This window comes from Alteromonas sp. I10 (assembly GCF_003201515.1).
In the GTDB taxonomy this organism is placed as follows: Bacteria; Pseudomonadota; Gammaproteobacteria; order Enterobacterales; family Alteromonadaceae; genus Alteromonas; species Alteromonas macleodii.
Map to the genome: position 1 here is coordinate 89,742 of NZ_QJJN01000002.1, position 23,362 is coordinate 113,103.

Annotated in this window: 18 protein-coding genes, 1 pseudogene and 1 riboswitch; of the genes and pseudogenes, 9 read left to right on the plus strand and 10 right to left on the minus strand. The window is 45.2% G+C overall.

The annotated features are described in order from the left end of the window. Positions 1-6 precede the first annotated feature (6 nt). Together BZA03_RS04785 and BZA03_RS04790 are read right to left on the minus strand one after the other, a co-directional pair. On the minus strand, positions 7-1,710 hold the full coding sequence (locus BZA03_RS04785; protein ID WP_110288123.1) for a protein adenylyltransferase SelO family protein: 1,704 nt from the start codon (positions 1,708-1,710) through the stop codon (positions 7-9). Positions 1,711-1,823: 113 nt separating this feature from the next. Further along, positions 1,824-2,381 (minus strand): DUF1439 domain-containing protein, encoded by a 558-nt coding sequence (locus BZA03_RS04790; RefSeq protein WP_110288124.1) that lies wholly within the window; start codon positions 2,379-2,381, stop codon positions 1,824-1,826. A gap of 351 nt (positions 2,382-2,732) precedes the next feature. Further along, positions 2,733-2,859, plus strand: a riboswitch (yybP-ykoY riboswitch). A 53-nt stretch (positions 2,860-2,912) separates the two neighbouring features. Between BZA03_RS04790 and BZA03_RS04795 the strand changes: the two genes are divergently transcribed. Continuing rightward, positions 2,913-3,470: a manganese efflux pump MntP family protein gene (locus BZA03_RS04795; RefSeq protein WP_014950655.1), complete on the plus strand. Its 558-nt coding sequence runs from the start codon at positions 2,913-2,915 to the stop codon at positions 3,468-3,470. Positions 3,471-3,478: 8 nt separating this feature from the next. Here BZA03_RS04795 and BZA03_RS04800 read toward each other — a convergent pair. Continuing rightward, positions 3,479-3,691 (minus strand): annotated as a pseudogene (locus tag BZA03_RS04800) (TonB-dependent receptor plug domain-containing protein); the annotation flags it as partial. Between the two features lie 310 nt (positions 3,692-4,001). Here BZA03_RS04800 and BZA03_RS04805 point away from each other — a divergent pair. Together BZA03_RS04805 and BZA03_RS04810 are read left to right on the plus strand one after the other, a co-directional pair. After that, positions 4,002-5,888: a TonB-dependent siderophore receptor gene (locus tag BZA03_RS04805; RefSeq protein WP_110288125.1), complete on the plus strand. Its 1,887-nt coding sequence runs from the start codon at positions 4,002-4,004 to the stop codon at positions 5,886-5,888. Positions 5,889-5,898: 10 nt separating this feature from the next. Next, complete coding sequence (locus tag BZA03_RS04810) at positions 5,899-6,342, plus strand: DUF6314 family protein (RefSeq protein WP_110288126.1); 444 nt, start codon at positions 5,899-5,901, stop codon at positions 6,340-6,342. 18 nt (positions 6,343-6,360) lie between these two features. Here the strand turns inward: BZA03_RS04810 and BZA03_RS04815 are convergent, their stop codons facing one another. The 3 genes from BZA03_RS04815 to BZA03_RS04825 all read right to left on the minus strand — a co-directional run bounded on the left by BZA03_RS04815 (position 6,361) and on the right by BZA03_RS04825 (position 8,679). Beyond that, positions 6,361-7,224: a DMT family transporter gene (locus BZA03_RS04815; protein ID WP_039226058.1), complete on the minus strand. Its 864-nt coding sequence runs from the start codon at positions 7,222-7,224 to the stop codon at positions 6,361-6,363. A gap of 71 nt (positions 7,225-7,295) precedes the next feature. Further along, positions 7,296-8,165, minus strand: coding sequence for an MIP/aquaporin family protein (locus BZA03_RS04820; protein ID WP_110288127.1), 870 nt, complete (start codon positions 8,163-8,165; stop codon positions 7,296-7,298). 322 nt (positions 8,166-8,487) lie between these two features. Continuing rightward, positions 8,488-8,679, minus strand: a complete 192-nt coding sequence (locus BZA03_RS04825) for a hypothetical protein (protein ID WP_014950632.1) — start codon at positions 8,677-8,679, stop codon at positions 8,488-8,490. A gap of 277 nt (positions 8,680-8,956) precedes the next feature. On the opposite strand from BZA03_RS04825, the gene BZA03_RS04830 reads away from it, so the two are divergent. The 6 genes from BZA03_RS04830 to BZA03_RS04855 all read left to right on the plus strand — a co-directional run bounded on the left by BZA03_RS04830 (position 8,957) and on the right by BZA03_RS04855 (position 17,517). Continuing rightward, a complete protein-coding gene (locus BZA03_RS04830; RefSeq protein ID WP_110288128.1) occupies positions 8,957-9,373 on the plus strand; it encodes a Dabb family protein in 417 nt (138 codons plus the stop codon). Positions 9,374-9,532: 159 nt separating this feature from the next. After that, positions 9,533-9,865, plus strand: coding sequence for a DUF1904 family protein (locus tag BZA03_RS04835; protein ID WP_110288129.1), 333 nt, complete (start codon positions 9,533-9,535; stop codon positions 9,863-9,865). A 134-nt stretch (positions 9,866-9,999) separates the two neighbouring features. Beyond that, positions 10,000-10,692: a hypothetical protein gene (locus BZA03_RS04840; RefSeq protein WP_258364600.1), complete on the plus strand. Its 693-nt coding sequence runs from the start codon at positions 10,000-10,002 to the stop codon at positions 10,690-10,692. 95 nt (positions 10,693-10,787) lie between these two features. Next, complete coding sequence (locus BZA03_RS04845) at positions 10,788-13,718, plus strand: cadherin-like domain-containing protein (protein ID WP_110288131.1); 2,931 nt, start codon at positions 10,788-10,790, stop codon at positions 13,716-13,718. 17 nt (positions 13,719-13,735) lie between these two features. Then, complete coding sequence (locus BZA03_RS04850; RefSeq protein WP_110288132.1) at positions 13,736-16,456, plus strand: TonB-dependent receptor plug domain-containing protein; 2,721 nt, start codon at positions 13,736-13,738, stop codon at positions 16,454-16,456. Further along, on the plus strand, positions 16,447-17,517 hold the full coding sequence (locus tag BZA03_RS04855; RefSeq protein ID WP_110288133.1) for a cytochrome-c peroxidase: 1,071 nt from the start codon (positions 16,447-16,449) through the stop codon (positions 17,515-17,517). The genes BZA03_RS04850 and BZA03_RS04855 overlap by 10 nt, the downstream gene beginning before the upstream one ends. Positions 17,518-17,654: 137 nt before the next feature. On the opposite strand, the gene BZA03_RS04860 is transcribed toward BZA03_RS04855, so the two are convergent. From BZA03_RS04860 to BZA03_RS04875, 4 genes are all read right to left on the minus strand, one after another. Then, positions 17,655-19,091, minus strand: coding sequence for a PepSY domain-containing protein (locus BZA03_RS04860; protein WP_039235401.1), 1,437 nt, complete (start codon positions 19,089-19,091; stop codon positions 17,655-17,657). Between the two features lies 1 nt (position 19,092). Continuing rightward, entirely contained in the window at positions 19,093-19,650 is a 558-nt protein-coding gene (locus BZA03_RS04865; protein ID WP_110288134.1) for a hypothetical protein, read from the minus strand. 11 nt (positions 19,651-19,661) lie between these two features. Continuing rightward, positions 19,662-21,833, minus strand: coding sequence for a TonB-dependent siderophore receptor (locus BZA03_RS04870; protein ID WP_110288135.1), 2,172 nt, complete (start codon positions 21,831-21,833; stop codon positions 19,662-19,664). Positions 21,834-22,026: 193 nt separating this feature from the next. Continuing rightward, on the minus strand, positions 22,027-23,187 hold the full coding sequence (locus BZA03_RS04875) for an AI-2E family transporter (RefSeq protein WP_039226083.1): 1,161 nt from the start codon (positions 23,185-23,187) through the stop codon (positions 22,027-22,029). Positions 23,188-23,362 lie beyond the last annotated feature (175 nt).

The following is a 23,362-nucleotide window of genomic DNA, read 5'->3' on the forward strand; positions in this document are numbered from 1 at the left end:
TCTTTCTTACGAAGAGCAGCTGTAGTGCGCGACTCCGCCCGCACTGAAAAATTCAAGTGGGCGCAGCTGGTAGTACTTATTCTCTACCTCTTTTGATTGCTCATCATAAGGCGCAGTAAGTATCTTCTGAAGTTCGTGAATTGGCGTAAAGTAACCTTTCTCTGCGGCTTTATAGGCAGGCACAATTAACCATTCGCGCCATGTGAATTTAGGGTTTGCTTTGCGCATATTCTCTGCGGTAGCAGCAATAGCGTTTGTAACATCACCTTGTGTTTCGGCGTCCTTTTCAATGCGCTCACGCCATGTTTGTAGCCATGCTTCCCATTCTGTCATGACCTCTGCTTTAGGCGGGTAGTAAAAGCTTTTCGTCAAGCTCGCCATATCTTCAGGCATTGACGATAGCTCTCGGAAAAACAGATTGTAGTCCACGCCTGTGCGCAGCATTAATTGCAGCAGCTTAATCAGCAAGTCGTGGTCGTAGCTGGCAGTACCAAGCTTTGTTGCCCACATGCTCTCCATAGCGCTTTCCATAACGCCAGAAAAACCGTCGTTGATCTCGTTAAGCTTAGAGAGCTGTTTACTGTTGCCTTCTAGTAGTGGCATTAGTGAGCGGCAGAACATATCAAAATTCTTTTGCGCAGCAATGGGCTGGTTTAAAAACGAGAAGTGACGACCGCCGCCTGTCCAAGGCTGGTAGTCTGCTTCAAAAAACTCACAAAAGCCGAATGGCCCATAATCCAGCGTAAAGCCTCCTGCGGCGCAGTTATCGCTATTAAAATTGCCCTGGCAATAACCGACGCGAACCCAACCAGAAACTAGACGCGTTAGCCGGTCTCGAAATAGTGCAGCCAGCGTTACTACTTGCTCTTCAAACAACGTGGTTATGTCAATTTCACTTGAGTACTCTCGCTCAATAAGGTGCTTAACAATGGCTTCTAGTTCGTTTAACGCTTCGCTGTGTTCGTTGCAGCGAGCTCGCCTAGCAAAAAGCTCTATTTGGCCTACGCGCAAAAAGGAGGGCGCCACGCGGGTGGATATGGCCGTTATATTTTCTACCATCACTTCAGGTTCATAGGAATGAGACCCTTCGCGATACCACGGCCTGTCTACCGTGTCTGATTCAGACATAAACAAGCTCAGCGAACGTGAGGTCGGAATGCCAAGCGCATGCATGTGTTCTTGCACTAAAAATTCGCGCACGCTTGAGCGCAATACGGCGCGCCCGTCTGCGCCGCGACAATAAGGCGTGCGACCCGCACCTTTTAACTGCATTTCCCAACGCTTGCCGTTTAATACTGCTTCAACGATAGAAATTGCTCTGCCGTCGCCGTAGCCGTTACCTGTTCTAAACGGGCACTGCTGTGTGTACTCCGTACCGTAAATAGAAAGTGCGTAGCCGGTTGCCCAGCCGAAGGGCTTCATTGGAGCAGGTACATCCGACATGTCCCCTGAGAACAGCTGGGTGAAATCTTTAGATGTTGCCAAGCTATCGTCTAAGCCTAATTCGGCAAACAGCGTTTCGCTATGAGCAACGTACGTCGGTGCAGTTAATGGGGTCGGAGTAACTGGCACATAGTGACCTGAGAACACTTGGCGCGGGTCATGGTCGTCACCATCGCACGTCGACTGCGGGTCTGGGGTAAGGGTATTCAGCAAAGAGTAATCTACGTGCTTTGCGAATTCATCTAGTGTTTTGATACGTTCTGTCACTATGCCTGCCTATTTCACTGAATGGGAAAATCTGTTTGCGAGCATCGAGGCTCAGGTTACTTTTGCACCTTTTACCATTAACAATCTCGACACTTCATATGTTTTTTCAATGATTATTGTTTAGGTCGAAGTGCAAGCTGCCCTTGCTCTACAGTTAGCTGTAAAGGTACCGTTGAAAGCATGCTTACTGCTTTGTTCGCAGGGTCTAAGCGATAAACGGGGTTAGTGGCTAGATAGCCGTTGATGAGCTGCATGAATTCGCCACTTACAGGGGCTAAATTACCCTTAAAGCCGCCAGCATCAATTGTGCTATCAAGTAGAGACAATGAGCGCACAAAAATCGCTTTTTCTTCACTGTCGTAATAAGGCGTGCCTTCCAAAGCTAGACTTACTTTTGCAGGGTAGTTCAACCCAAATGCACTAATACGCGCCGTGGCAATAGCGCCTAACTGAACCACGTCTCTGCCATCTGGGCCTATGGTTGCTGTCATATCTTCCACGTCTAAATAAAGAGGAATACCAGCAAGTGACGTTTGCTTTTGCAACTTACTCACTTGGCTATCAAGCACTTGTTCTAACTCGGCATTAGATACAGTGTAAACCGCCAGTTGAGAGAGAGTAGCGCAGCCTGCAAGAATGGCAACGAAGGCAATGGAAAGTAGAATTCTCATAAAAAAGTCTCTTTTAGCAATGAGTTGTCGAATTACACCGTGCGAGCCAGAAACACTGGCGCTGCAACAACGAAGTGCTTCTATTGTACGGGCTGAGGAAAGAGATGAACAATGAAATCGTTAACTCGCTAAGACAACGGCTTATTCAGGGAGTCCATGAGTAGGAGAGAGGCGCAAAGCGTAACGCTGGAAAAAAATACTTGGTTGCCGACACTTAATAAAATTGAGTGTATGACCACTGGTGGAATATGTGCAATCGAAAGAGCGTGAACATGCCGTCATTTATATCTCAAGTTGGACAGTTTGTCGCAATCAACTTGATTAGTTTAAAGCGGCTGTATTACCGTAGGCCCCTCGGTTGGGGAGTAGCCTGTTTCCGTTTCGAATGGAAAAGTTTGTATCAACATAATTGGTCACATTACCATGGTACAAACACCTCTTGGTTGGCGAGACCATCGATAAGTCCACGCTTAAAGGTCAGGCGTGCGGATTTGTCGTGGACTCAATTAGCCTGACCGGAGTTCTAAAACTATGAGTATCTTCGCTCTTATCTTGCTAGCCTTTGCTATGTCAACAGATGCGTTTGCCGCCGCGATAGGCAAAGGTGTCAAAATCAATCGCCCTCGTTTAAGTTTTGCCCTCAAAATTGGCCTTTTGTTCGGACTTATAGAGGCAACAACTCCATTTATAGGCTGGTTCATTGGTCGCGCGGCGTCTTCATACGTTGAAGCATGGGATCATTGGATTGCGCTAATCATTCTTTCTGGTTTAGGTATTCATATGGTACTCGAGAGCCTGAAACCTGCCGAAGAAGAGTCGACGTCTCAAAAACAATCCTTTATTTTGTTGTGTATTACTGCGTTAGGCACAAGCATCGACGCAATGGCAGTGGGTGCAAGTCTCGCGCTAATTGACGTGAACATTGCTATTGCTGCGACGTTAATTGGGATAGCCACTTTTTCTATGGTAACTATTGGCATTATGTTGGGCAGTGTTATGGGAACATTGATAGGTAAGCGAGCAGAGACATTTGGTGGCATTGTGCTTGTTTCGGTTGGTACTTGGATCTTTGTGAGTCACACACTCTAGAGCGTGTTGATCTTTGTGGTTTGAACATTAACCGTGCTTCTATTACCGCTATAGCCACGCACGTTGAAGCCGTTTATTAAATAACCCGATGGGTTATTTTCATCGCCAGAAAAACCTCGGTTCGCAAAGCTATCGAACATGCCGCCAGAGTTGTTTTGTCTAACAATGGTGGGCGCAAAATCTAGCGCATCGATGAAGCGCGTGATCCCTTCTTTTAAGATCAAGCATAAGCAAGGTATTACGTGTCTTTGGCAGGTTTTGTAGAGATCGTGAATGTTATGTTATCTCGTTTCTTTTAGAAAGGAAGGTAAGCAGACAATAAGGTGAGATTGATAATTATTGCGGGCTGCTACAGATACATACAGTCTGTTTATATTGATAAATAGAAATGTGCAGAGCTGTAAGTAAACATAAACTTACTGGTCTAAACTCACCTGCGCAGCGTTTTCCTCGGTCTGCTAATGCTATACACTTCGCGTTTTTATTACTCTTGCCTGCAGGCTGAACCTAAATTTTTAACTAGGACACTGAATGCGTCACACAATCCTACCTTTGCTCTTTTGTACTTTACCTTTTACCGCCATGGCCGCTGAAAGTGTTGATTCATCAAACGTTAACTCTGGCGTGAACAGCAACGAAAAAGGCGTAGAAAAAATTACGATTGAAGGGGCGGCGACGGCGAACAACAAGCCGGTAGGGACGTTTAATTCACCTATATCTAACTTAGAGTACGATCCGCGAGTCGATTTGCAATCAAGAAACATGGCAGAAGCGCAGGCTGACGTGACTATTCGCGGCGGTATATTCGAAAACACGGGTTTTCGCATAGGAAGCGCAACGCTGATCGACCCGCAAACGGGGCACTATTTCGCCGAGATTCCTATTGCGCCAGAAATGTTGACGAAGCCGAGTATTTTCACGGGCGTCGATAACGCGCTTTACGGCGTAAATAGCTCTGTAGGTACCGTGTCTTATGGCTGGCGTCCCATCCAAACAGCAGGCAGTGTGTCAGTGGGAATAGGTAATAACAACTTCAATTTGCAGCGTGTACACGGTGCAGTAAAGCACGCGCTTAGTGATTTACCCGGTTGGTCTGTTGGGATTGAAGGGGAGTATTCTCGCTCTGAAAGTGATGGCACTATTGCTAATGGCGATCATAATTTCGAACGCGCGTCAGGGCGTATTCAGCTGGCAAGTAATGACTCACAAACCGACGTGTTTTATGGCTTTCAGCAAAAATTTTTTGGCTGGCCTAACTTGTATACGCCTTTTAATGTAAACGAGACAGAAGACATTCAAACCCGTTTGGTCATGCTAAATCACAAACAGCGCTACGGCGAAGAGAGCATGAAAAATACCTTTGAAGTTTCTGCTTACTACAGAGAGAATGACGACCATTACGTATTCTCACGTGAAAATCCTGAAGCGTTTCAGGCGTTTCATGAAACCCAAGTGAAGTCATTGGCATTTTCCGGTACTCATAATGTTTCGCAAGAATTCGGTATTAACTACGCAGCACAGCTTACTGCAGACGACATCACGTCAACCACACTAGAGAACAATTTCACCTCTCGCGACTACTACAAAATAAGCGTAGTGCCCGAGTATCGAACTCAGTTGAACAGCAATGAATCGCTTACCATTCGTTTAGGTGGGGCGTTTGACGATACAAATCGCGACGATGACCGACTGTCTTTTGTGGGCGATATTAGCTGGCTTACCCAAGCAGGGAGCAATGCCTCGCGTACACTCTATCTTTCGTATGCAGAGGCGACGCAGGTGGCTGGCTACACTGCTGTAGGCGGCAGTACCACAAGCGGTCTGTTTAGAAGTAACAACCAGTTACAGCGAGAAGTCAGCAAAAACCTAGAGATTGGGGCTTCATTTGATAAAACGTCTTTCAAAGTTGATACCGCCGTATTCTATCGCTGGGATAACGAGCTGACAGATTGGACGTATAGCTTCGATGCTACTTCAGCTCGCAGTGCAAACCCGGTTGATATCGAAACCTTAGGTGTTGAGGTGATTGCCATTAAACGCTTTGAAAGCGCAGATGTGGTGGCCAGCTACACCTATTTAGATAAGTCTGAAGACTATCGAATTGATGAGGTAGACGCGAGCTTTTACGCGCTTAACTATCCGCCGCATCGCGCCACCCTTGGGGTGGTGTGGTTTGCAACCGATACGGTTGAAGTGCGCATTGACAACGAGTGGCGGAAACAAGAAACCAATGCGCTTAGAAACGGCGATGACTCTGCGTTTTTCTCACATGTCACTCTCACATATTCACCTGCTCAGGTTGAAGGGTTAAGTCTGGTATTGGCAGTCGATAACTTGTGGGATGAGCGCTTTGAAGAAATCCCAGGAACGCCGGGTCGCGGCGACCAATATTCTGCCACTGTTACCTATTTTTGGTAAGGACGGCGCAATGACAGTTAATTCTCCTCATACCTTGGACGATTTTGCTGGACGATGGACGCTAACGCGCAAAATCATCCAGCGAAATGGCGATGTATTTACCTTTTCTGGCGAGGCTGAATTCAGCTGGCTGGAAGGCAGTGTACAAAAAGAAAAAAGCGGCTTGGCGTATTACGAAAAAGGCGAAGTAACTGCGCCTAACGAAAGCGTAATGCTCGCAGAACGTCGGTATTTCTGGCAGCAGCCTCAAACCGGTTTATTTGAAGTGTTATTTGACGATAAGCGCTATTTTCATTCTTTCAGTGCGACCAACCCAAACGCTGAGCACTTGTGCGGCGATGATAATTACGTGGTGCGCTATGACTTCACAACGTGGCCTGTGTGGCGCTCTACGTGGCAGGTCATTGGGCCGCGCAAAGACTACACCATGGTGAGTGAGTATAGTCCTGCGTAGCTTTGGCCTTTTTGAGGCTTATAACTGTTTCTGCTTCTTAGTGTGTTGATGAGACATCCAAAGTGCAATAGCAATGATGGCACCGCCAAGAAGCAGGCGAGAAAAGTCGGTGTCTTTTTGCCAAAGCAGTAAATTAACCACAAGCCCCGCTGGAATAAGTGCGTTATTCATAATAGCTAACGTACCACCAGAAACGGCTAGTGCCCCCTGGTTCCAAAAGTAGTATCCAAGCCCTGATGCCACAATACCCAACCACAGTAGCACTCCCCATTGCTCGGTATTTTGCGGTAGTTGACTTGGGTTGCCGAAAAGGAAAAAAGCGGGCAAGGCTACAACTAACGCGCCTAAATAAAACCACGCGAATACGTTGTGATAGGGTACTTGGGCTGTAAAAGTCGAGGTCAGCTTTTTATAACCCACTTGTCCTAGTGCAAAGGAAAGATTAGCACCCTGAACAATGGCAAAACCAAACCAGTAGTTATCAGTCACGCCGTCAAAGCGAATTATGGCTGCACCTGCGGTGGCAATAAGTGCGCACAATAAATAAAACGGGGTAAACCGCTTAAACAGGGCGTCGTTCAAAATGGCGACATAAAGCGGCGTAAAAATGGTGAAAAGCAACACTTCTGGCACGCTTAAAAACAAAAATGCGTGATAGAAGAAGATGTACATCAGCCCTAATTGCACAGCACCTAAACTGGCCAGAATCACCTTTTGTTTAAGGTTCAATAATGCTGGCCTAAGGAAAGGAAGGAAGACAAGTGTGGCGAGCACAATGCGTGTCAAAACAGCAAAATAACTGTCTACTGAGCCCGCCAAAAACTCGCCTATGAGCGAAAAGGAAAATGCCCACAGGACAGTTACTGCTATTAAATAAAACACACGCTATGCTTCTTTGTAAGTTCAACCGCGGCGTAAAATAGGCCATCGCCGCTCGTATATCAATAGTTAGCTTACCCTCTATCAACACTCGCTTCAGAAGTTTGTGTAACAGCGGAAGTTTCGCAATCGTTTGGAATAGTGCAGGCGCGACTTTCTGGCGAAAGGGAATGACCTATTAATACAGGGTACAGCCAAGCGCCAAAGCATGCTCCACATATAGGCGCTACAATAGGCACAATAAAGTAGGGGATGTCTTTCGCCCCATCAAGCGCATACTCCCATCCTGCAATATAGGAAAAGAGCTTAGGACCAAAATCGCGAGCTGGGTTCATGGCAAAACCGGTCAACGGCCCTAAAGAAGAGCCAATGACAGCAATGACAATACCAATTAGTAGCGGATTCATGGCTCCACGGGATGCGCCGTTATTTTCATCTCCCAATGCCAGTATTGCGAACATCAAAACTGCAGTGATAACGAACTCAACGCCAAAGGCTCCCCAAAATGAAAGGGCTTTGTGGGGAAAAGTAGAGAAAATGCTTGCTGTTGTGAGAGCGTCTACACTATCGCGCGAGAGGTTATGAGTGAGTTCATAATCTATAAAAAGTTGATGATACAACCCGTAGATAAGTGCAGCAGCAGCGAATGCCCCCAAAAACTGGGAAAGAATGAAGGGGGCAACTTTGTGCTTTTCAAAACCGTGAAAAAGCGCAAGCGCAATAGTTACCGCTGGATTGATATGTGCACCGGAAACGCCAGCAGTACAATAAATGGCAACAGCGACGCCAAACCCCCAGACAATACTGATTTCCCATTGACCGAACGAGGCGCCTGTTAATACCAATGCTGCAACGGCACCAACACCGAAGAATATCAGAATTGCCGTGCCTATGAATTCAGCAACACACTGGCGGAAAAGCGTTGGTTCCGTGAGAGGTAACATAATTCTTCCTTTTAATCTTTAACCAGTACAACGCATTGATCAGAAAAAGAAGCGACAGAGCTATGTTATGAAGAATGAAAGCTGAAACCGTTTTATGTGGCGCAATAGTGCATTAACCGTTCATTCAACTAACAGGCCGTTAGGTGCTAATTCTGACGCAGCTTCCCATGTACATTTACTAGGAATGCATCATAAAACGAACATAAACGAACTACAAATGAGCAAAAACGAATATTTGTCGTTCTTGGTGTTGATACTGGTATTCAGCTTGGTATAGCAGCACCGTTGTTACCTCAGAGCGATAATCCTAAAAAGGCCAGTCTTAGTGGAGTACGGATAGCTCAGTACTGAGGCTAGCATTTTTGTTGTCGCTATCGCCTTTTAACTCTCCAGCTTCTTCAACCAATGCCGTCATAGCGTCAATAATATCGAGGAAGCTTGCTAGCTGCTCTGGCGTTAGACCATTAGATAAGTTTTCAATTTTATTGATAAGCTGTTTGGTAGGTAAGCGCATAGCGTCAAAATCTCGTTGTTTATATGTTTAAAATTCAGTTTCTTTAGGTATCTTTCAAGTTGCTTGCCAACATGCAGAATATTAAATTCCTGGCGCTTTCTTGCCTTGCTAATTGAGTTCAGATCTATTTCGCAGTGAAAGACAGAGCTCACAAGTGTGTTTACGCGAAGATGAACGGGTTCCTATTGCTTCAATTGAGATCCAATGTCATTGTAGAAACATCAGCATGTTCAATGTTTATGACAGAAATCTACAGCTAAGGTAAGCAGGCTCTATTATGGCAGATACAAAAAGACGACAATTTTTAGCAACCGCAGGAGCGTTTGCTTCGCTATCTGCATTGCCCGCTATGGCGCATTCGTCCCGCACCACAAACGCTGAGTTACCACCTATCCTTCATATGGTTTACTTCTGGCTGAAAGATCCAACGTCAACAGAAGATAAGCAAAAGCTCATTGCTGGTTTGCAATCGTTGCGCGCTATCCCACAAGTTCACTCGCTTCACATTGGTGTGCCTGCCAATACACTAAAGCGTGACGTGATAGATAACTCGTTTGACGTGTCTGAACTTATGCTATTTGAAAGTGTTGAAGCGCAAGATGAGTACCAGCTTCATCCTATTCACAAAAAGTTTGTGGAAGAGTGTTCTCATTTATGGCGTGAAGTTGTGGTGCGAGATTCTGTTTCGGTATAATTCTTAATTTGCCGTGAGAACGTTTTACCCTTTTACCGAATAGTATGGTATTCATCGCGTACTAAAGGCGAATCCTCAGTCTAGACGCTTTTAAAGCGTGGTATGATGCCGTTTAGAAAATTCCGGTACACAAACTAAAGAGTTATTAAAGGACAAAAAATGCCGCACATTCGCGTAAGAGGTATCGAGCAATCAGCGTTAGAAGAGGTTGCAGGTTCAATCGTTGAACAGTTTGCCAAATTGACCGACACCCCTAACGATCATTTCACAGTAGAGCACATTGCGAGCCAGTTCATTGTGGCCGGTGGAGCCTCTTCGGCTTATCCGTTTGTAGAAGTTTTGTGGTTTGATCGCGGGCAGGATGTCAAAACTGCAGTGGCTCACGTTATCGATACTGCGCTTCGCCCCTTCGTAGGAGAGGATAAGGACATCACCGTTTTATTTGAAGATCTCAACGGTAACGATTATTACGAGAATCGCGAACATTTCTAGCGTTTGTATGTCTTGTTAAGCTCCTGCAGAGCAAGGTTATCTAGTCCTTTTTCATTGCTACTTTTCTCTTTCCATCTTTTTAAAGGTTCATCATGTTCTTTGAGCGAGTTTCGCATCGTCCACTGTTTTTAAACGTGGCTTTTTTGATTTTTCCTGTTTTACTAGCGACGAGTTTTGGCCTTCATGCCAAAGTATTTTTGGACGAAAAGACTCTTGTTTACCAAGGTGGGATCTCAAAAGAAAACAACGAAAATGCATTCGAACTGTTTAAACAGGCAGAGGTGAAACCTACTACTTTGGCAATTACCAGTGGTGGCGGCAATGTAGATTTAGGAATGGACTTAGGAGAGTTTGTTCTTGAACACAGCCTGGATGTAAAAGTGAGCACATTTTGCTTTTCTTCTTGCGCAAACTACGTATTCACCGCGGGTAAAAACAAGTGGCTTGGAGAAAAAGCGGTACTGGGTTGGCATGGAGATGCGGCTTCAGCCTATTGGCGAGACAGCGATATTGACGCCATGGTAAGGCATTTAGAGGGCGAAGAGAAAAGCAAAAAATGGCAAGAACTTCGACAACATTACGACGATATCACACAAAGATCTGTTGCCCGAGAAAAGCGGTTTTTTGAACGTATTTCTACCGACCATGCACTGCTTACTATAGGGCTATCGAAAGACCTGATTAAAGCAGCGGTTGAACAAAAGGCAAGAGGGTGGACGGCTACTCCGGCACTGCTAGAAAAAATGGGGGTAAATAACATCAAGTTTATATCATCTCCCTGGCAGCCGGAAAACGATCCTCGTTTCCCGCTTTTAATTCTTGAATAAAGAAATGTAAAGATTTGAACTTTTAGCAAATGAGAATTGATATCATTTGCATTATTTATTAGTATGCGCTCCCTTTTTGCTTGGAGTTGGCATACATGGCACTTGAGTTCGTTCAAAACAAAGAAAATAGACGAAGAATTAACGTAAAACTGGCGTGTTTGACTACGTCTGTTTTAGCGTTAACTGCATGCGGCGGTGGAAGTGGAGGCAATAACGCGCCAAGCTTAAGCCAAGCTAGTTTATCAATAACTACGCTTGAAGATAATACCGCAACCGGAACGGTTGTGGCGTCAGATTCAGACGGTGACACGCTAGGGTTTTCAGTGGGTACAAGCCCCTCTAATGGAAGCTTAACCGTGAGCCAAGACGGTAGTTTTGTTTACACCCCTAGTGCCGACTTCTTTGGTGAAGACACGGCAAGCATCACAGTATCAGACAGTATCGAGTCAGTAAGTGCATCGATTTCTTTTACGGTTACAAATGTAAACGATTTACCTGTCATTCAGACCTCATCGCTAGTTGTCGGTAGTAACGGCGAAACAACCGGAATTATCGAGGCCACAGACGTTGATGGGGATACATTGACGTTTACCGTGAATGCCCAACCTGAACAAGGTGTAGTAGACATTGATAGCGCAACTGGGGCGTTTACTTTTGTCGCGAACGAACTTGCCACGGTTGACGACAGCTTTGTAGTGAGTGTGTCAGATGGCATCGGTGAGGCTGTGCTTGGTACTATCGATTTAGGTGCCTCGTATGTGAGTAATGAAGATAAACTTACTTACTATTACGCTTCGTCTCATTCACATATTACAAACGCCGAAAATATGGTGGTAAGGGATGGTACGAACGATGTTTTTGTCATTACTGACGCCGAAGTGGCAGAAGATGCCTACATCAATATTGCCGTTGGCTATGCAGTAGCAGGCTTTGCAGACTTAAGTTTACAAACTATCAATGAGAAGGTCATCACCCGTTCAGGTAAAGCTGAAGCGCTGCGCTTAAGTGCTAACGAACTGGAAAGAATTGGGGAAAGTGACGCTGCAAAAACTTTCAGAACCGAAGCCGTCGTTCAGAAAAATGCGTATATTGCCGAGCTTGGTTTAGATAACTTAAGTACAAGTGATGCCACCTTTTATCGAAAGCTTGTTGAAGATTATATCGACGCCGATGACTTTGATTCTGCAGTAGTTGTATTAAACATCACCCGAGCCTACGCCGAAGAATTGTCTGATTTGACCCAAGCGCGTACCAGCGCACACGGAAAATTTGGCGTTTTAGCTACAGACTTATTGGCGAGCCGTGTAGAAGCCTACGCTACGCAGCAGTCTGATTTAAACTACGAATCAGTCATTACCGCGTTAGACTACGCAATTCACATTGCGGATACCACAAGCTTTAATACGGTAAGGGGAAACAACAATTTTACTAGTCGTACGTTACTGCTAGTCGAAGCGACGCGCTACGCATATGCCGCTAGCCTAATCGGCAGCGATGAACAGAAAGCAGAGCTGACGCACAGAGCAAAAACCTCATTAGCACGCGGTATATCAATGTATGTGACCGCTGACTATGACGATGCTTATCGCGTTGATGTGGCTGACTATGCAGAAGAAACGTTAAGTCGCTACCCAACGGGACTGGGTAACCTGACTGGCCCCTTCGCTGCTCTTTATCCAGATTATATTGCGGCAAACTCTACCGAGACTGCTATTGGTAATTTACCGCTAATGTTAGTAGAAGAGGAAGAGGGCTCAACAGATTTAGACACTAAGAAAGCGTATCGCGATCACTATGCTTACAGTATTGTAAGCCACGCATTTAACGGTGAAGATATTACCCCGCTTATTGAAGCGCTTACCCATACCTTTACTGTGACCTACACTGACACCGAATACGTGGTTGAAGCCCTAGTAGAACAGGATGATGCTGGTTTTCTGGATAAGCGTGCAGCGTGGTTTTTACACTATTCAGGCCTGAATGCTGAAGCTCGACAAATGACAACAGCGGCTATCGACGTGCTATCCACTCAAGCTTATTTTGATGACGTTGGTTACAACGTAGATAAGTTGGTAGAAAACTACGGATGTAGTCGTTTCGTCGAGCTTTACGCTGAATTTGGCGGTGATAATGAAACACGAAATACTCTCTACGGTAAGTGTTTAGATATAGTGGCTTTGTACTTTGGCGAAGATAGCCAAGCCTCAGAGCTCCAAAAAATGAATGCGTTTATCAATGCCGCTTTTATCCAGCGTGCACTGGGTAACGAAGAAGGTATGCAAAGTGCCATAAGCGCAGCTCAAGCCAATGTAGAAGCCCTTGCAGGAGACGATGAAGATCTTAGCAGCTTGTTCGAATCCAGAATCTATATTGCCAATGCATTTGCGTCGCTAGGCAAGCTTGAAACGGCGGCCTCTATGTTCTCTACCATCGCCGACCAGGCTGTAGAAGCGGTATCTAACGCGGCCACAATAGAAGACAAGGTTGATGCGGTAGACGATATTCTTGGTGAGCTTGAAGCGGTATTCGAACCCGATGACAGCAACGCTTTTTTAAATATTGACAACCTACTACTTGCCACTAAAAAGCATGCTGGTCTGAATGAAGAATATGCTCAGGCTATCGGCAGTATCAAAGCTACAGGCGCTGCTTTACTAGAAAGCTTACTGGCAGCAACATCTGAGTTTGCAGACAGCGAAAACGTCGATTTTTACGAATCATTCATTGAGCAATATGCATGGTTAGGTAATTACGAAGACGCGCAGTCGTTATCTGTTAACGAAATCTACACCACTGCGGATAGCGAAGCCTTATTTGCAGTTATAGCGGAAACAATGGCGACCCAAGATGACTTCCCAGCATCGGCAATAGCCAACGTAGATACTGACAATGATGGTCTTCCCAACTTTTTCTTATTAAATGCGACCGAAGACGCTATCTCTGAGTCTGGACTTAGTACAGACAACGACGCTGATAACGACGGCATTGAAGATCCTAACGATCTAAACCCTCTAGACAAAGATTAAGCATAAGGTAATTTTTAATGAAATATGCAGCCCCTAGCGGGCTGCTGTTGTCGTTATTAGCCAACGCAACGTTTGCTAATGCCCAACAGCAGCAAGATGTAGTTGCTCCTACGAGTGATGTTTGCATTTCTGAAGACGCATTGAACAGGATGACCGATGCTGAACGATTGGCGTGTGTGGAAGAAAACGAGAATGCCAAAAAAATTGAACGTATCTTAGTTGAAGGTCGTTTTATTGGCTTGCAAGTGCCAGAAGTTGAAGGGCGCTTTACGCTAGATAGAAACTTCATTGAGTATACGCCGCGCACGGGCGGAGACTTTACCGAATTACTCGGACTATTGCCGGGTGTGGTGCTTGGGTCTGAGCAATATGACGCGTCTGAACAAGGAGAGATTCAGGCACAGCGGGTGTCAATTATGGGCGCTGAAGCATGGCAAACCGGTTTCTTCCTTGACGGTATGAACTTTAACAGTCGCCAAGATCCAAGCTCTTACCGTTCAAATGACACGCTTATAAATGATGTTGAAGGTACAACGCAAACCTTCAACATTAATCAACAAATTATAGATAGCATTACGGTTTACACCAACAATGTGCCTGCCCAATACGGCAGTTTCAGCGGCGGCGTGGTAGATGTAGAAACGCGCGAAAGCTATAAAGAAACCGAATTTGGTTTTAACTATCGCACTTCTCGAAGCGATTGGAATAGCTATAAAACCTTTTTAGCTGAAGATGTGACCGAAACCAATGAAGAGGCACCTGATGAGCCTGCCTTTGAGAAGCAGATATTAAACGTTAATTTTGCCAAAGCGCTGAACGAATACTACCACTTGCTGGTTTCAGCAAATTACACCACCAGTGAAATATCAAAGTTAAGCCTAAATCAACCGGTTGCTACTGAGCGCGAAAACGCCAACGTACTGGTTAAACTTACCCAACGAAATCTATGGGTAGATAAGCTCACGTTAACGGCTAACTATTCGCCGTATACAAGCAACGACATCATAGCCAATGCAATTGACAGCGACTTTGAAATTGAAGGCGGCGGATTCAGTAGTAGCGTTAAAGTTGAGCACGGTTTTGATAGTTTCGCGCTTGAGTCAACGCTTAGCTTCGCAGAGAGTTACAATTCGCGCTCCGCAAACCCTCACTACTATCCTTGGGCTAAAGCTATTGGAAGGGAGTGGGGAATAGGAGATCCCACGCAAGAAGCCGCTGTGTCGAACCAAGGTGGATACGGCGACTTGGACAAAACTCAGCAAACGCTCTTTTTCGATAATTTAGTCAGGTTTAACGCGTTTAACTGGTTGGATATTGAACACAGCATAAAAGCTGGGTTTCAATATAATAATGAGTCGCTGGAGCGACAGCGGTATTACGATACCTACGTTTACAACTCACCGATCACTGGGGTGAGTAACCTGAACTGTAACGGGGCGGTGTTCGACTGCGTAGCTTTAACGACGTCAATGACCATAGAAGAATTAGAGGTACAGCTTGGACAGCCTCTAGATTTTACCAATCCTGATCACGTATTGGCGTATTCAAATATTGTGACTGCGTCTCCTCAGTATTTCGCATTGAGAAGCGTGTATCCTGAAGAATACATCGACGTAAATGTGCAAAATGTTTCGTTTCACGTTACCGACAGCATGGACTTGGGCGACGTAACACTAAACGCAGCGCTGCGTGCGGATTACGATGACTTTCTACAGAATGTAAACATTGCCCCCCGTATTAGCGGTGGTTACCGGTTATTCGGCGATGGCGATAAGCTCATTACTTTTGGTGCGAACCGTTATTACGATACCAACCTACTTTCTTACGCAGTGCGAGAAGCACAGCTGCCTTATCAGCTGGAACGCCGAAGCATTGCATTAAATGGTGAACTCCAAGGTTGGTCGCCTTTATCTGGTGGAAGCGACTATCGCTATCGTTTTGAAAACCTGGATACGCCTTACAACGATGAAATTGTACTTGGTTGGAAGCAAGCTACTGACTGGGGGAATTACGCCATTGAGTATGTTAAGCGCTGGCGTCGCGATCAGATTTCCGTGAGCGGCGACCCCGTTTACAACACAGAAGACGGTTACTACTACCGTACGCAAACCAATAATGGTAAAGGCCAAAACGACCGTATTTCGCTTTCGTGGGCATGGCAATTTAATACCAGTAGTTTTTGGTTTAATACCACCTACCAAATAAGTGAAGAAGTCAGTTTCGACGAAGAAGACGTAGATGTAGCGCCTATTGATGAGCTTATCTTCTTACGCAGCGGAGATGAAGAGACAGGCTTTACCTATGTCGAAACGACGCTCAACAATTTAAGTCTTGCTAAAACTGAGTTTTCACAGCCGCTGGCGTTTAATGTGGGCTGGACAACAGGATGGACCGACACCTTCACAACTAGCGTAACAGGCTCCTATCGCCAGGCATTTGACGATTATGTTGCTACTGACGATGTGCAGTCTAGCGGACAGCTTTTGCGTATTTGTTCTATTTGTGATGGTGAAGAGGTACTTAATGTTCCTGTTTATCAGCTAGTGAACGTTCCAAGTCGCTTTTTGGTTAATGCGTCTGCTACTTGGGTACCTGAAGTAGTAGGAGATCATGCTCTGCGGTTTAGAGTGGATGTTCAAAACCTCTTTGACGCTCGAACTTATTCCGTTACCTCAGGCACTTCGGGTATAGAGACCGGTCGTTCAATTTGGTTTGAAGTGGGTTATCAATGGCACTAATCAGGTTATTCGCCACTGCTTGCAGCTTTCTGGTAACAACAGCGGTTGCTGGCGACGCATTGCGAGAATGGTATGCCGCGCCTATTGACGAATGGCCAGCAGCGATAACCGCTGATGGCCATGCGCCACTCGCTTTGTCGCCGCTAACGCCAATTGGCTCTTTGGCGACTGAGCAACAAATAAAGCTAGGTGAAAAACTCTTTAACGACCCTATTTTGTCACGAGACAATACGGTGAGCTGTGCAAGTTGTCATGTAAAGTCGCTGTCATTCCAAGATGGCTTGCGCAGTGCTAAAGGAGTGAGAGAGCAGATAGGTAATCGCAATACCCCGGCTATTTTTGGTATTGACCACTGGCAAAGCTTTTTTTGGGATGGTCGGGCGCAAACTGCCACTGAGCAAGCGTTAAAGCCAATAGAAAATCCAATAGAAATGGATTTGCCATTGGAAGAAGCACTAAAGCGCTTAAATACTTCGACATACTATAAAGCAGCGTTTGACGAAGCCTACGGAAAAGAGCACATCACATCAGCGATGTTAGCGATGGCTCTGGTTGCGTTTGAACGTACAATCCCACCGCCAGACTCGAAGTATCAACGCTTTATTGCTTTGGCTCAAGAAATGCCTAAAAAAGCACAAGCTATGCTTTCTGAATCTCAGCTAGAAGGATTACATCTTTTTAGAACGAAAGCGAAATGCATGACATGTCACGAAGGTGCACTGCTTAGCGATAATGATTTCCACGTTACAGGGTTTCACCGTTACGGCTTGTCTTTTGAGGACTTGGGAAGAAGTGAGTTCACTCAAAATGTACAGGACATTGGGAAGTTTAGAACTCCATCACTATTAGGTGTCTCTAAAACTGGCCCTTGGATGCACAATGGGCTGTTTGTGCAATTCAGACCCATGATTGAACAATACAATGCGGGAGGCTTTAGGCCAAAACCGAATAGAAAGAACGCAATGGATCCGCACTATCCCAAAACGACCCCGCTTATACAGCCACTTGATTTAAGCGATGATGAAATAAATGCGCTGGTGGCGTTTCTTAACATACTTTAGAAAGGAAAAGCCTTCCAAATGGAAGGCTTTTTACTGTTGACCACGCTGACAACAATACCAATCCGCATACCGGATTGGTATAAGTAAGCATGTTCACTTTGCCTCAATTCTATCAGATCCCATTAGAACCAATGTGCCTATACATTCCAGCCTTTCTTTAATCGCGAGTATAGGTAGCGCCATACGCACAGGGCAAAAACGATAAACGCGCTGTCTATAATGAGCGAGTTCATGACTAACGAACTAGGGTAGTGAACAGCAAAGTGAGTAATGGCCAATACAACTAACAAGGCGGCGAGACAATTCAACAGCACCAAGTGAGTTTTCATAAGCACTTTTTGCATTAGTGAAGCGATAAGAATAGCTGTCAATGTTACCCAGAAAACAGGTTTTGTGGGCAGCGCCAGCGTTAACTCTAACAATGCTGCCCAAATAAATGCGATAGGCGTGCCCCACACGAAACCCAGCCAAAGCTGGTTTAAGGCATCTTGCTTAGCGCGTTTTGCCAACCACAAATTTATGCCGGTAACAGAAATAATGGTTAACGCGAACCCCATTAATCCGAAGAATATCTTCATTGCTTCTGGACCGAAGTGGCCGAAGTGTATGCGATATACAGAAAATATCGCTTGTTGGCCAGCATCACCATCTGAATAACCGACTTTATCGATGTATTGTCCACTGGCATCAAAGCGGTATTGTTCTGAATAAATGAGCTTATCCAAGTGCTGCGAGCCGAGCAGAATATACTGATTGTCTTTGGTCGCGTTTTCCAAAGTAACAAAAATGGGCTGGGTATTGGGCTCCATTTTCATTATGTCGGTCAGCGCTTTTTCTATATTCGCAATGGCTGGCTGATGTTCAAGCTGAATTGATGAACCATAAATGTCGGCAAACAGATCGAGCTTGTTTCCTTCATATAAAGTATCGGCATAAATGGACGTTAAAAACGACGCTAAACCAAAATAAACGCCGGTTAGCGCAATCATCAAGTGAAAAGGTAAGCCCCACACGCTCATTCTATTGTGTAAGTCGCCTTGTGTAAGCTGCTCGTTGTTACCTGTTCGCAAGCGAAAGGCATCTTTAAAAATACGTCTGTGAGCAACAATGCCAGAGATAATCAATGCACTCAAAATAGCACCCAAAACACTGACAGCCATCATTCCGATGTCTTCAGGTAGATGCAGGGCGGTGTGTAAATCAACGATTAAATCAGTAATAGGGGTTGTGGATGGTTCACTTAATTCGCCGGTTGGAGAAATATTCCAATACTCACCGTCTGCACTAATGCGTGCGCGTGGCAAATCGTGCGTAGGCAAGCGAATGACAATGTTTCCCTGTGTTTGACCCTCTTTCATTGTGAGAAAGCGTTCATAAGCATTTTGAATGCTGCCAGGGGTGTAATCTAGATTATCTGCAATATGGGGTTGTTCCCATCGCAGAAGTTCTTGAGAGAAAACAGATAAAGTGCCTGAAAAGCACACCCAATACATCAACACACTAACGGCTAGTCCTAACCAAGCGTGACTTTTTAAGGCGCTTTTATTTGCGCTGGGAGAAATAGAAATACTCATTTTATATACTATACAAGTAGAAGTAACTTAACGCGCTTAGTACACTCAACACCCCAACCGGGCGCCATAGTTTACTGTCTGCACAAAGCCAGTATGCGCCACATCCCCATAATAGAGGCATGGTGTAAATTCCCAGTGAAATCTGGTTTACTTTGCTCATGCTAAGCGCTGTTGTCCACACTACGGTAACTAACATGGCGCAAATAGCACTTAAAAACACACTGCCAAGTAGTTTTACAAGGGCGTTAAAAGCAATAGCGGTAGACGGGGTAGTCAATCCAGATGCGAACGGTAAATCGACGCGTTTTACATCTTTACTTATTCGTTGTCGGGCGAGATAAATCCAACTCCATGCTTGTAACGAGAAAGCGACCACTGCGTAGCAGGTACCTAATTCAGGGCCGTACTCTGTAACCCAAAGGCTTAAACTCGCCAGCATTAACAACAATGCCGAGAGTTTAGCTATACGTTTAAAGGCGATCTGTGTGCTTTGCCAAGCGCGGTAAAACAAACCTATCGCCAATGCGCTGCCTAAAAAGGCAGCGATTGACAGTAGCATAACTTAACCCGTTAAAAATTGAATGAAGCAGACAGTCTGAATGTCCGAGGTTCACTTAATACAAGGTAGTTTGAGCCAGGGAAGCCGCCTACCGACGCCCAGTAATTATTGTCAAAGACGTTATCTACACGAGCGCGAAGTGTGATGTCGGTCATTCCTGCAAGGAAGCTGTAACGAACGCCTAAATCAAAACGATTAGATGCATCGACTTCAAGGTTATTGTCGGCACTAGCATATTGTTTCGACGTATAGGCCGCACGTGCATCGACAGTAAGCCCTGGAAGGGCATCAATATCCCACTCAAGATTAATGTTTGCTTGTAAATCAGGAACACCAATGGCCGTTTTGCCATCTAGTGTACCGTCTTGAGTTTTCGTCATTTCCGCATCGAGCCAAGTGAATCCGCCCAAAACACGTAAATTTGAAGTTGGCATGCCAAATACGCTTAACTCAAGTCCTTGGTTTTGCTGTTCACCATCGGTACTGAAAACATTGTCTTCAACAATTGAGCTTTGCTTTGAGGTGTTGAAAACACTCAATGAACCACCGTATTGGCCAGCATCATATTTTACACCTACTTCTATTTGCTCGGCGCTGTATGGGTCAAAAACTTCACCCGCGTTTTCAATTGGTTCACCACCGCTTGATGCAGGCGCTACCTCACCAGGAAGCAGTCCCTCGATATAGTTGGCGTAATAAGACACCTGTTCTGATGATTTATAAACAATGCCCACAACCGGCGTGAATTGAGATTCGTCGTAGCCTGACAACTCATCACCTGTATTGTAATCAAACGTGCGGGTTTCAATGTTTTGAACACGGCCACCAAGGGTTAAGAGAACTTTTCCATCGTTAAACGAAATCATGTCTGCAAGAGCAAAACTTGAAAGGTCTGTTTTTTCTGTGATTAGTGGGTTGCTAAGGTCGCCACCAATAAAGAAGTCAGCATCGGGCATGGTTGCCGTTACCGGGTTATAAATATTTCCAGCAAAGCCGCTAAAATCAGAAAACGCATAGGCATTTTCAGATTCTAGAGAAAACGTTGATGCAGACGTAATGATCGTGTGTCCAACGCTTGCGGTTTTGAATTCGATATTTAGGCCCACTTCACCTGAGCGAATTTCATCATTTCGAACGTTATCAAAACGGTAAGCGGAAAAGTCGCCATTTGCTTCTGCCTGTCTAGGGTTAGCAAACACATTATCTTCTTCACCCGATCTGAAACCATACGCCGCCCACGCAGTGATGTTGTCGGTAAAATCGTACTCTCCTCGAACCGCACCGAAAAATTGACGCTCGTTAGTGTAAGTCCACTCTTGGGCAAAATTGGTGTCGCTGTCAGGCGCTTCTGGAATTGCACTGCCAGGAGTGACTGCAGGGCGTGGTGAGTCAACCTGATGGTCTTGGTAGCCCAAATCCAAAGAAAGACGGAAGTTATCGCTATCGTGATCAATGCCAATAGCAGCAACGCTCAATTCACGATCTTGGTTATCGATACTTGTTTCGCCGCCTCGTTGTACAAAGTTAGCTCTTACGCCTGTACTTTGACTGTCGTCGCCAAATCTGCGGCTTACATCTGCTGCGCCATACCAATGTCCTTGAGACTCGTATCCAAGCGTTACACGGTTTAATGGGTCATCGCCCGCGCGCTTAGGCACTATATTTACCGAACCACCTAAGCCGCTCCCGCCCGGTGCTGCGCCGTTTAGAAATGCACTGGCGCCACGGAAAACCTCAACGCGTTCTGACAACTCGGCAGCAACATATTGGCGAGGTAAAACACCGTACAATCCGTTGTAAGTCATATCGTCAGAATAAACGGGAAACCCGCGCATTACGTAAAGTTCTTGAAAATTACCGAAGCCTTTTGCCACACGAACCACCGGATCGTTTTGCAATACATCGGCGATACTTCTTGCTTGCTGTTCCCTTATGATGTCTGCGGTAAAGTTGGTGCTTGCGAATGGAGAGTCCATCATGTCGAGATTACCTAAAATACCCGCACGACCACCGCGAGATACTTGGCCTCCTGCAAAGCTATCTCGTAATTCAACCTGAGATGCATCAACAGTAATATGCTCAATGTCATCATTATTATTATTTTTTTCTGTTTGTGCATATACAGGCGCGCCTGCACACGACAGGCCGATCATCACGGCCAAGGCACTTTTAAGCAAATTCATGGGAGCTCCAAAAATCAAAAGACAACGAATATGATAACTATTTTCATTTTAAAAAGGCAGGATATGTTCCTTTAAAATATGCATTTCGTCTTTTATTTGAAGAGGACTATCGTGCTTTGTGCCTAGATTTTAGGTAAAAGTCCGCCCACGCTGCTATCCATGCAACGTGGTTGATGGGGCAAAGAGAGTGAAATTATTTTGACTCGAGAAGTTTAATCCAGTGATCAAATACGCCTAGATTTTCGAGAATGATCTTAAAACACATTAGTATAGGCACGGCAAGTAAAACGCCTACCACACCCCATAGCCAACCCGTTATTGCTATCCAAATTATGATTATTAATGGGTTAAGCTGCATACTTCTTCCTAGCACCGCGGGCGTGATGAGCTGTGATTCAATGATATTCAACATTAAAAACAGACCCGCAGGCAGAAATGCACTGCTGGTAAGCCCAAACTGCACAAGCCCAACTACCAGCAATACCACGCAGCTCGCCACACCACCCAAGTAAGGGACAAAGTTCATCAGCGCAACCAGCGCTCCCCAAAGTAACGCATCGTCTATTCCTAAATAGTAAAACACGCCAGCTGTAGCTAACCCTAAGCAAGAGTTTATGATGCTGATGGTGACGATATACGAAGACAGCTCCCGTTGAATTTGATCTACCAACACCAGCGTTCGTCGCTTGTTGGTAACAATAGGGAAGTCTCTTACAAAAACATTGAATAGGTTGGGGCCAAAAACCAACAAGAAGAAAATTAAAACGATACAGGCGAGCACCTGTGCCAGTAAAAATGGCGCGTTACTGAAGAGTGTGAGCCCAATATCTATTCCGCTTTGTTTAATTTTGTCCGTCACAGAGTTTGTATTGTCTTGTGATGGAGAAAGTTCAGGTGTCTTCTCATCGTCACCAAACCAGCTAAAGAATGAACGTTCTTTTTCAACGGGTTCAGCTGGAGGCGTTGCATAAGCGTCGATGTTGCTGCTTATCTCTTCAATTTCTTTGGATATCTCGGCAGCAATTTTGGGGAGAGATTGCATCCAGCGTTCTGCCGGCTCAGCCAGCTCTATACCTAAAAATGTAAACGGCGCGACCAGCAAAATAATCAGGGCTCCTGCTGACAGTGTGCGAGGTATGAATAACTTGCGTGCGAATGCAACAAGAGGGCTCAAAAGCAGAGCAACAAAGGCGGAAAAGAAAAGAGGAACAAGTAAAGATTTGGCAAGGTACAACGTATAAATGACAGCAAAAATCACAAGAATATTTAGCAGTCTGGTTTGTTGGGCTATTTTGGGGAACTTCCCAGCATACTTCCCGTTCCCTTTATCTTGATTCGAGCCAGCGTTGTCCATGTCTTAGCCTTGGTAGAAAGTGATCTTGGTAGAGCTTTTACTTGTAACAGCGTAAGTGTTACGAAAATTTAATCATTTAAGTTCACTTACCGCACCGCTAGAGAAGTCGCTTTGTACTGCTTAACGTAAATCGTTAGCTAAATAGTGATTTCTACTTTAGTATAATTTTTTCTAC

What these genes read in the sequence shown, in the direction of transcription:
- BZA03_RS04795 (WP_014950655.1), top strand. Translation starts at nt 2,913, where the DNA reads ATGAGTATCTTCGCTCTTATCTTGCTAGCCTTTGCTATGTCAACAGAT.
- BZA03_RS04825 (WP_014950632.1), bottom strand. Translation starts at nt 8,679, where the DNA reads ATGCGCTTACCTACCAAACAGCTTATCAATAAAATTGAAAACTTATCT.
- BZA03_RS04845 (WP_110288131.1), top strand. Translation starts at nt 10,788, where the DNA reads ATGGCACTTGAGTTCGTTCAAAACAAAGAAAATAGACGAAGAATTAAC.
- BZA03_RS04860 (WP_039235401.1), bottom strand. Translation starts at nt 19,091, where the DNA reads ATGAGTATTTCTATTTCTCCCAGCGCAAATAAAAGCGCCTTAAAAAGT.
- BZA03_RS04790 (WP_110288124.1), bottom strand. Translation starts at nt 2,381, where the DNA reads ATGAGAATTCTACTTTCCATTGCCTTCGTTGCCATTCTTGCAGGCTGC.
- BZA03_RS04875 (WP_039226083.1), bottom strand. Translation starts at nt 23,187, where the DNA reads ATGGACAACGCTGGCTCGAATCAAGATAAAGGGAACGGGAAGTATGCT.
- BZA03_RS04810 (WP_110288126.1), top strand. Translation starts at nt 5,899, where the DNA reads ATGACAGTTAATTCTCCTCATACCTTGGACGATTTTGCTGGACGATGG.
- BZA03_RS04830 (WP_110288128.1), top strand. Translation starts at nt 8,957, where the DNA reads ATGGCAGATACAAAAAGACGACAATTTTTAGCAACCGCAGGAGCGTTT.
- BZA03_RS04805 (WP_110288125.1), top strand. Translation starts at nt 4,002, where the DNA reads ATGCGTCACACAATCCTACCTTTGCTCTTTTGTACTTTACCTTTTACC.
- BZA03_RS04820 (WP_110288127.1), bottom strand. Translation starts at nt 8,165, where the DNA reads ATGTTACCTCTCACGGAACCAACGCTTTTCCGCCAGTGTGTTGCTGAA.
- BZA03_RS04850 (WP_110288132.1), top strand. Translation starts at nt 13,736, where the DNA reads ATGAAATATGCAGCCCCTAGCGGGCTGCTGTTGTCGTTATTAGCCAAC.
- BZA03_RS04870 (WP_110288135.1), bottom strand. Translation starts at nt 21,833, where the DNA reads ATGAATTTGCTTAAAAGTGCCTTGGCCGTGATGATCGGCCTGTCGTGT.
- BZA03_RS04855 (WP_110288133.1), top strand. Translation starts at nt 16,447, where the DNA reads ATGGCACTAATCAGGTTATTCGCCACTGCTTGCAGCTTTCTGGTAACA.
- BZA03_RS04835 (WP_110288129.1), top strand. Translation starts at nt 9,533, where the DNA reads ATGCCGCACATTCGCGTAAGAGGTATCGAGCAATCAGCGTTAGAAGAG.
- BZA03_RS04865 (WP_110288134.1), bottom strand. Translation starts at nt 19,650, where the DNA reads ATGCTACTGTCAATCGCTGCCTTTTTAGGCAGCGCATTGGCGATAGGT.